Origin of the sequence: Streptomyces sp. NPDC002669 (genome assembly GCF_042889165.1) — a bacterium.
Lineage (GTDB): Bacteria > Actinomycetota > Actinomycetes > Streptomycetales > Streptomycetaceae > Streptomyces.
On record NZ_JBIAQQ010000030.1, the window covers coordinates 96,601 to 104,862 of the forward strand.

The following is an 8,262-nucleotide window of genomic DNA, read 5'->3' on the forward strand; positions in this document are numbered from 1 at the left end:
TTCCTCTCGCTCTCGTGCGTCCGGTGCGTCTGCGCCGTTCGGTCCGCTCGCTCTGTCCGTTTCGTCCTGTCCGTGCGGTCAATTGATCTTCACCAGGGGGGCGTTGATGGCCAGGGAGGAGCCGCCCTTGATGTCGGTGCGCTGAGTTCCGTCGATCGCGACCGTGCCGCCCCGCACGTCCACCGTTCCACCGGTGGCGAGCTTCACCTCGCCGTTGCCGCCGTCGACGCTCACTCCGCTGCGGGAGGTCAGCGTGACGCTGTCGCCGCTCAGTTCGAGCGTTCCCTGCCCGCCGTCCAGCGCGACCCCGCGGGCCGCCTTGATGGACACCTGCTGCTTGGCCTCGATGTGCACGCTGCCGTCGCTGTTGATCACGATCACGGTGCCCTTGCGGTCGAGGTCGATCTTCAGCTTTCCGTCGCCGGTGAGCAGGCGTACGCCCTGCGGTCCGTTGGCGTCGTCCAGGATCTCCAGCTGGTTGCCGCTCTTGGAGGCGACCGAGCGCCGGTTGACGGCCCCGCTCGTCGGGTCCACCAGCGGGGCGGCGGTCTCCGGGGCGCCGCCGCCGGGGGGCGCCCCGCCGGTGGACGGTCCGCCGGTCACGGCCGCGGTCACCGCCCCGGCCGCCCCGCCGGGACCGCCCGCGCCGCCGCCACCACCGGAACCACCGCCCCCGCTTCCCTGGGACGGCCGGTCCTTCCCGTTGTACAGACCGGCCAGGACGTACGGGCGGTCCAGGTGGCCGTGCTCGAACCCCACCAGGACCTCGTCCCCGACCTCGGGGATGAACGCCTCGCCGCCGCTGGTCCCGCCCGACTGCGCGGTGCGCGCCCAGTCGCTCGCGTACTCGTCCGACAGCCAGGGGAACCGCACCTTGACCCGGCCCGAACCGTCCGGGTCGTGGGTGTCCGTGACCGTTGCGCTGACCAGCCCCGCGCACCTCGACCCGCCGCCGGACCCCGTGCCGGAACCACCCGCCCCCGGCCCTCCGCCGGTCAGCCCGAACAGCGAGCGCTCCTGCTGCCCCGACACCGTCAGCCAGGTCTCGTACCCGCGCACCGGGTCGAAGACGTGCCGCGACGACGTGACCGTGTACCGCCCCTCGAACGGTGCCCCCACCGCGTTGAGCGCCACCGTGCTGCCGGCCCGCACCTCCGGGTTCCCCCGGATCACCGCCTCCAGCTCCGCGAACGACCCGGCGATCCGCTCGGCCAGGGCCTTCGCCGCCTGGTCCACCTGTTCCTGCGCCCCGTACGCCGCGTCCGTGACCACGAAACGCGCCTCGCCGAACGGGGCGGACACCTCGGCCGCGCTCACCCCGAGCTCCAGCGTCGCCGACTTCCCCGCGGGGGCCCGCCCGACCAGCGGCTGCTTGGCCTTGACGTCCCAGCCGCGCACCTCGACCTCGGAGACCTGCTCGGCGGACGACACCCCGGCCCGGCAGCGCAGCAGGTTGCTGCCCATCTCCAGCACCAGCGGATTGCGGTCGGCGCGCGCCGAACCGTCCGGTGCGCCGCTCGCCTCCGCGGGCCGGGTGATGTGCAACTGCCCGTCGAGCACGTACGCCTGGGCGCCCGCCTCCTCGGCCAGGTCGCGGATGAACTCCCAGTCGGTGACGTTGGGCTGGGCGATGTGTTCGAGCACGGGCCCGGCCACGTCGACCGTGCCCGGTTTCAGCCCGGCGCGCTGGGCGACCTGGGCGCAGATGTCGGCGAGCGTCATGTTCTGGTAGCTGGCCACCCGGCGCCCGCGGAACAGCCGGTGCGACTCGTCGAGCCCGCGCACGACGGTGAAGGTGCCGGTCTCGTCGAGCTCCACCTCCAGTGCGGTGACGACCCCCTTCAGCAGCGGTTTCGGCGCGGTGTCGCCACCGGCGCGGGCCAGCAGCCTGGCCTCGCTGCCGATCTTCAGCCCGGTCTGTTCCAGCAGCACCCGGTCCGGGTCGCGGAACCGGAGGAGGAACAGGTCGGGCAGCGTCCGGCTGTCGTCGACGTACCCCTCGACCAGCGTGTTCACGAACTTCGGCGGCAGCGGGCCGCCGCCGAACTCCACCACCAGCGCCGACGCGACGCCCGGCGGCGCCATCAGGACCGCCCTCCGTCCCGGCCCTCTTCGAGCCGGCTCAGCTCGTCGAGCGCGGGCAGCAGCAGCTGCCGTCCGGGCGCCAGCCGCAGCGGGTCGTCGATGCCGTTCGCCTCCGCGATCACCCGCCAGGCCGCCGGGTCGCCGTACTCGCGCTGGGCGAGCGACGGCAGCGAGTCCCCGGCGCCCAGCCGGTGCACCCGGCGGGCGGCGAGCGCACCCGAGGTCGGGTTCTGGCCCGGCGTCTCGCCGCTGATCTCCTCCATCGTCACCTGGCAGACGGCCCGGATCGGCACGCCCGACGTGGTGAACAGGGTGTACTTCGCCTGTACTTGGCTCACGTAGCCGGGGAACCCGGTCAGGCCGCCCCAGTGGAACACCACCCACGGCGGCGAGGAACGCTGCTGCTGACGGGTCTCGTTCGTCGGCACGCAGCACGCGAAGAGCTGCTCCACCGAGGTCACCACCCGGGTGTCCTGGGTGTCACTGGCGTCGAAGAACATCTCCACGGTGAGCTTGCTGGGCTGCGAGCCCTGGTACTCCGGCGGGCCGGAACTCTTGGCGCCCTTGGCCGGGCTGCGCTTCCAGGAGGCGGCCTTGGTGAGGCTCAGCTCCTTGGGGTTGAACTGGAAGTCGATCCGCCCGCACGGGCCGCCGGGGGTGAGGCCGCCGCCGGTCGGCGGGGTCCGCAGCTCCAGGTAGGCGTGCTCCAGCTTGGGCCGGGCCGAACCTCCCCGGCCCGTCCTCGTGGCCGCCGACGCCCCGGCCGTACCGGCGGCGCTGAAGGCGATGGGACCCGCACCGCTCACGACGCTCAGCCCTCCATCACATAGCCGTGATGGGCGATCTCGATCGTCTCCATCGCGACCTTGGGCGATTCGGGGGTGAAGGAGGGGCCGGTCCAGCGGACGGGCACGACCTCCAGCAGCCCCCACTGGGCCACCTTCCGCCCGTCCCCGGTCCGCGCCTCGATGTGCGCCGTCTTGCGGCTGAACCCGGTCGTCATGGTGGCGAACCAGCGGGCCACCTTCTCGGTCTCCTTGGTCAGCGGCCTGGAGAGCTTCACGTTCGAGTACTTCAGGCGGGTCGGCAGCTGCCACAGATGCCCGTTGTTGCCGCCCTCCTCCCGGGTTTCGAGCACCACTTCGCAGCCCAGCCCGTCGCACGTGTTGAACGACCCGAGCTCGATGTCGTCGATCGTGACGACGAAGCAGACGCTGACGGCGGGATCGTCGTCCTGGGCGGTGGCCATGGTGCGTACCTCTCGATCTCATCGGTCTCAGTGGCGGGTGTTGATGAGGAATCCCGCCCGTTCGCGTTCCAGTCGCAGGTCCGCCTTGAAGAGCCTGCTGAGCGGCGGGTACAGGGCGCGCACCAGCTCGTCGGTGACCACGGGCGCGCCGCCCTCCCGGCCGCCCGGGCCGGGCGGTCCGCCGGAGGCCGCGGCTCCGGGTGCGTCGCGGTCGTCGGCGTCGGGTCCGGGGGCCGGCTCGGGGCCGGGGCCGGGTTCCCGGGGTGGGTCCGGGGGCGGCGGTTCCTCGGCCTCCGTCTCGCGCTGGACGACGGGCGACGAGTACGACGGCGGCGGGGTGCCGAAGACGACGCTGCCGTCGGCCGCCCGCTGGGCCACCCCCGCGGCCAGGGCGACCGAACCCGCCGAGGTGAAGGCGGGGACGGACGGTACGGAGGAGGCGGGGGCGGCGGCCAGCGAACGGGGCACCGGCGGTCCCCCGGCCGCCCGGCGCTGCACGGCGGGAAGCGGCGGGGAGGCGGGCGGCGCACCCGTCGCCCGTCCCGGAGCGGCGACGGTGCGTTGCAGCGCCGCCGGTGCGGACGGAGTCACCGCCACCATCGACGCCGTGCTCCCCCCGTCGGAGCTCCAGCGCACCGGAACCGCATCGGCCGGGGCCCCGCCACCCGGTACGGAGCCCGGCACCGTCCCCGTACCGGCCGGCGGAAGCGGTGCGCCCCCGCCCGCCCCGTCCATCACGGAACGCTGTACCGCTGCTCCCCAACCCTCGTCCCGCCCGTTCCGGAGCGGTACGGGACGGTCGGCGAGCAGCGGGGCGACCGGATCGGTGCTCGGGGGCGGCGCCAGGGGGGACGTCGACGGCACGGCGGGGGTCCGCTGCACCGCGGGCGTGGGGGCCGGCGGTGCGGGGTCCGACGTGGCGGGGAGCAGGGGCGAGTCACCGAGCAACGGCGCGGTGGGCCCGCCGGATTCGGGCTCGGGCACCGGCTGCGGCACCGCGGGCACCCCGGCATCCGCCGCGCCCGGGACAGCCGGAGCCGCCCCGGACTCCGCGTCCGGCCCGTCGGCGGCGGCCTGCCGCTGAGCCGTCGGCGGCAGCGCGGACATGGGCGCGCCGAGCCCCGGCACGCGCCGGGGCGAACCGGGAGCGGGCGCCGCCGCCGAGCGCTGCACGGGCGGGGGCGCGGACGGAAGCGGGTGCGGGTGCGGGCTCGTGGACGGATTCGGGGCCGGGGGCGGAGGTGGCGTCGCGGGCCCGGGAGCGGCCGATCCGGCTGCCGTCACGAGGGGCTGCTCCCCCACCAGTTGACGCACCGGCAGCTCCGCCACGGCCGACTCCCCGGCCGACGTCATCGCGGAAGCGTCCCCCGGAACGACGCGCTGCACGGGAACGGACGGAGGCAGGGGCCGCGGCGACGGCAGGGGCACGGACCGGGCCCCGCCCGGCAGTCCCTCCGCGCGTTCCGCGGACCGCTGCACCGGCGACGGACGGTCCGCGGTGACCGGGGCCGCGGGGGCGGTGACCCCGTGCACCAGCCCGGTGGGCGCGTCCGGGCTGACCAGGTGCCCGAGCGGGGTGCCGAGGGCGGGGTCCTGCCGGGTGGAGAGCGACCCCTGGAAGCCGGAGGGGTCGATGACCAGGTCCTGGGTGCCCAGGGTCCGCTGGATGGGCGGCAGTTCGGCCAGGTCCGCGCGCTCGCGCGGTCCGGCGGGCCGGGCGGCAGCCGCGCTTCCGGCCCCCTCAGCCGTACCCGTACTCGTGCTCGTGTCCGTACCCTTGCGCCCGTCGCCGCGCAGCCAGGACATCAGGCCCATGGATTCTTCCGCCCTCCCCGCGCTCTCCGCTACTGCCCGTTGAGGCGAGCGATCTGTGCGACGAACCTCAGTCGTTCCGGGTGCTCCAGGTCCAGCAGCTCATCGAGCGGCCAGTGGAAGTGGTAGGCGAGGTACGCGACCTCCTCGTAGAGCAGGTCGGCCGCGTACGTCACGATTCCCCCAGGCGGCCACCGGCGAGATTCACCGCGAACTCCTCCTGGCAGGAGGGACAGGTGACGGCGGCGCGGGTGTGCCCCTCGGCGTTGATCCGCCGGTAGAAGTCCTGGAGGAAGGCCAGGTCGGAGGCGAACAGGTCCTCGATGACCCCGGGGTGGATGTCGTCGACCGTGCCGATCCGGGTCACGACCCGGGCGATGAGCACGACCGAGAGGTACGCGGAGTTCTCCCGCACCCGGTCGTCCCGCAGCGGCACGAGTTCGTCGCGCGCGGTCGCGAGCCGCATGACGCCCGTACGGTGCACGACGCCCGCGTCGTCGACGTACCCGCGCGGCAGCTCGAAGGGGAACTCGGTGCGCAGCGGCTCCCGCCCGCCGGACCGCGCGCTCCCGCCCTCCGGGAGGTGCGCGTCCGGCCGCCGGGGGGCCTCCGCCGGAGCCGTACGCCGCATCAGTCGAGTTCCATGCTCTCGTAGGTGATGGCGAGCTTCTCCGTCAGGACCGAGGTGTCACCGGCCTTGAGGGTGCCGATCTCCAGGGACTTGGGCCAGGCGTTGATGAGCTTGTAGCGCTTGATGGCGATGCCCTCGTGGTCGTACACGATGACCGCGCCGTTGCGGCGGGCCGTGGTCATCCGGCCGAAGCGGGAGTCCTTGATCCACCGCTCGAAGCTGTTGTCCTCGGTCAGGCCCCGGGTCACGGTCACCTCACCGGCCTTGGGCCGGCCGGGGAGCTTCTTGATGGCGTAGCGGCCGTCGGCGGTGTTCTGCTTCAGCTCGATGACGTCCTGCTCCATCTTCAGACCACTGACCTCGGTGATCTGCTTGATGACGACGCTGTCGAATTCGAGGCCGAACGACGCCCCGACGGTGCTGTCGAGATCGGGAAGTGGCACAACAGACTCCTTTACCGCTCTTGCCGCCTACAGGGATCTCAGAGGTGCGCGCCGCCCGGCCCGGCCGCCCGCGGGGGAGGGGGCGGTCATTCGTCGACGCCGCCGGTCCCCCCGGTCAGCTGGGAGAGGCGGAAGACGACGAACTCGGCCGGCCTGACCGGTGCCACCCCGATCTCGCAGATGACCTGGCCCGCGTCGATGCTCTCCGGCGGGTTGGTCTCGCGGTCGCACTTGACGTAGAACGCCTCTTCCGGAGTGAGCCCGAACAGCGCCCCCTTGCGCCACTCGTTCACCAGGAACGCCGAGACCGTGCGCCGGATGCGTGCCCACAGGGCGTCGTCGTTCGGCTCGAAGACGACCCACTGCGTACCGGCGAGGATCGACTCCTCCAGGTAGTTGAAGAGGCGCCGGACATTCAGGTAGCGCCAGGCCGGGTCGGAGGCCAGCGTGCGGGCGCCCCAGATCCGGATGCCCCGTCCGGGGAAGGACCGGATGCAGTTCAGTCCGATCGGGTTGAGCATGTCGTGCTCGCCCTTGGTCAGTTGGGTCTGGAGCGCGACCGCCCCGCGCACGACCTCGTTGGCGGGCGCCTTGTGCACGCCGCGCGACTCGTCGTTGCGCGCCCACACCCCGGCGACGTGGCCGCTCGGCGGGACGAGCCGCGCCCGCCCGGACGAGGGGTCCGCGACCCGGATCCAGGGGTAGTAGAGCGTGGCGTACTTGGAGTCGAAGTTGGCGTGGTCGGTGCGCCAGGCCCGGATCTGCTGCGGGCTGAGCCCCGGCGGCGGGTCGAGGATGGCGACCCGGTCGCCCATCAGCTCGCAGTGGCTGATCAGCCCCTGCTGCACGGCGACGACCGACTCCAGGTCCAGCAGCCCGCGTTCGTGCGCGCTCATCAGGTCCGGCACGACGACCGTGGTGATCTCCTCGACCGCTTCGAGCCCGCCGAACCCGGTACGGCGGTCGGGGTCGCCGACGTACAGCTCGGGGGTCAGCGCCCCGGTGCCGGGTGCCGCCGGGGCGGCGGGGGCCAGGGTCACGCTCTGCGGTTCGGGCCGGGCGGGTGCGGCGCCGCGGGCCGTCTCGCGGATCTCGATCAGCTCGGACCTGGAGTTGACCCGGGTGGCGACGTTCTCCTTGCTGCGCTTGGTCGTGACGCCCGGGTACTCCTCGGCGGGCCGGCCGTCCCGCTTCACGATCAGCCGGAAGACGTCGGACGGCGGGTCGTCCCCCTCCGCCTCGGCCACTTCGACGCTGATCTCGCCGGTCACGCCGGGGCGGGGCTTCACCGCGTACGGACCGAGCTGCGTCTCCGACCCGGCGGGCAGGCTGCCCGCGACCCGGGCGCCCCCGTCGTCCACCACGTGCTCGGTGCCGTCGTCGATGCGCACCACGTAGCAGACACCGCCGCCGTTGGCGAAGAACCCGTACACGGAGGAGGCCAGGTACGCGCCCTCCACGAAGTCGCCGAAGGTGCCGGCGAACTGGCTCCAGTTCGTGATCAGCGTCGGTTCGTCGAACGGGCCCTTCTGCGCGAAGCCGACGAAGGCGGTGACCGAGGTGCCCACCCCTTCGATCGGCCGGGACCCGGACTCGATCTCTTCGACGTAGACGCCCGGGGACAGGTACGACGGCATGTGAGTCTCTCCTTGGCCGGGGAACGCCCGCAATTCTTGCGACAGCGGCGATCACCGGGAACGGACACACGGCCGCCCACCCGTGCACCGGCCACTGCCCGATCAGGCAACTCCCCCGCGCTGTGCGTACCGACGGGCACTGCCCCCGACCTCGGTCCGCATGCCCTGCGCACCGCGCGGGCACCGCGCACACCCTGGGACGGCGACAGGCGCGGGCGGGTGGGCCGGGAGGGTGGATGAGGGCGGTTCCGGAGAAGGACCCCGCCCCTGCCCGTACGGAGGTCTCGCGTACGGAGGTTTCGCGTACGGTGGCGCCTGCGGCGGAGCGTCCGGCCGGTGACCGCCCCGCCCCCGTCCCCGGCGCCGATCCCCGCAGCCTTCAGCGGCTGCAGCGTGCGGCGGGCA

General features: G+C 73.5%; 8 protein-coding genes. All 8 read right to left on the reverse strand.

The window, feature by feature from the left end:
- Positions 1 to 78: 78 nt before the first annotated feature.
- Positions 79 to 2,085 (reverse strand): VgrG-related protein, encoded by a 2,007-nt coding sequence (locus ACFYW1_RS32630; RefSeq protein WP_389001418.1) that lies wholly within the window; start codon positions 2,083 to 2,085, stop codon positions 79 to 81.
- Positions 2,085 to 2,873 carry a peptidase M23 gene (locus ACFYW1_RS32635; RefSeq protein ID WP_389001452.1) on the reverse strand — a complete coding sequence of 263 codons (789 nt, stop codon included), beginning with the start codon at positions 2,871 to 2,873 and terminating at the stop codon, positions 2,085 to 2,087. Before ACFYW1_RS32635 ends, ACFYW1_RS32630 begins: the two co-directional genes overlap by 1 nt.
- A gap of 23 nt (positions 2,874 to 2,896) precedes the next feature.
- On the reverse strand, positions 2,897 to 3,334 hold the full coding sequence (locus ACFYW1_RS32640) for a phage tail protein (RefSeq protein WP_148841589.1): 438 nt from the start codon (positions 3,332 to 3,334) through the stop codon (positions 2,897 to 2,899).
- 27 nt (positions 3,335 to 3,361) lie between these two features.
- Positions 3,362 to 5,149: a hypothetical protein gene (locus ACFYW1_RS32645; protein ID WP_389001423.1), complete on the reverse strand. Its 1,788-nt coding sequence runs from the start codon at positions 5,147 to 5,149 to the stop codon at positions 3,362 to 3,364.
- Positions 5,150 to 5,178: 29 nt separating this feature from the next.
- The gene (locus tag ACFYW1_RS32650) at positions 5,179 to 5,322 is read right to left on the reverse strand and encodes a DUF6760 family protein (protein WP_093896703.1); all 144 of its coding nucleotides are present in this window, start codon (positions 5,320 to 5,322) and stop codon (positions 5,179 to 5,181) included.
- Positions 5,319 to 5,777, reverse strand: coding sequence for a hypothetical protein (locus tag ACFYW1_RS32655; RefSeq protein WP_389001427.1), 459 nt, complete (start codon positions 5,775 to 5,777; stop codon positions 5,319 to 5,321). The genes ACFYW1_RS32650 and ACFYW1_RS32655 overlap by 4 nt, the downstream gene beginning before the upstream one ends.
- On the reverse strand, positions 5,777 to 6,220 hold the full coding sequence (locus ACFYW1_RS32660; RefSeq protein ID WP_148833117.1) for a phage tail protein: 444 nt from the start codon (positions 6,218 to 6,220) through the stop codon (positions 5,777 to 5,779). The genes ACFYW1_RS32655 and ACFYW1_RS32660 overlap by 1 nt, the downstream gene beginning before the upstream one ends.
- 86 nt (positions 6,221 to 6,306) lie before the next feature.
- Positions 6,307 to 7,857, reverse strand: a complete 1,551-nt coding sequence (locus tag ACFYW1_RS32665) for a phage tail sheath family protein (RefSeq protein ID WP_389001430.1) — start codon at positions 7,855 to 7,857, stop codon at positions 6,307 to 6,309.
- Positions 7,858 to 8,262: the final 405 nt, after the last annotated feature.

What these genes read in the sequence shown, in the direction of transcription:
- ACFYW1_RS32630 (WP_389001418.1), bottom strand. Translation starts at nt 2,085, where the DNA reads ATGGCGCCGCCGGGCGTCGCGTCGGCGCTGGTGGTGGAGTTCGGCGGC.
- ACFYW1_RS32640 (WP_148841589.1), bottom strand. Translation starts at nt 3,334, where the DNA reads ATGGCCACCGCCCAGGACGACGATCCCGCCGTCAGCGTCTGCTTCGTC.
- ACFYW1_RS32645 (WP_389001423.1), bottom strand. Translation starts at nt 5,149, where the DNA reads ATGGGCCTGATGTCCTGGCTGCGCGGCGACGGGCGCAAGGGTACGGAC.
- ACFYW1_RS32655 (WP_389001427.1), bottom strand. Translation starts at nt 5,777, where the DNA reads ATGCGGCGTACGGCTCCGGCGGAGGCCCCCCGGCGGCCGGACGCGCAC.
- ACFYW1_RS32665 (WP_389001430.1), bottom strand. Translation starts at nt 7,857, where the DNA reads ATGCCGTCGTACCTGTCCCCGGGCGTCTACGTCGAAGAGATCGAGTCC.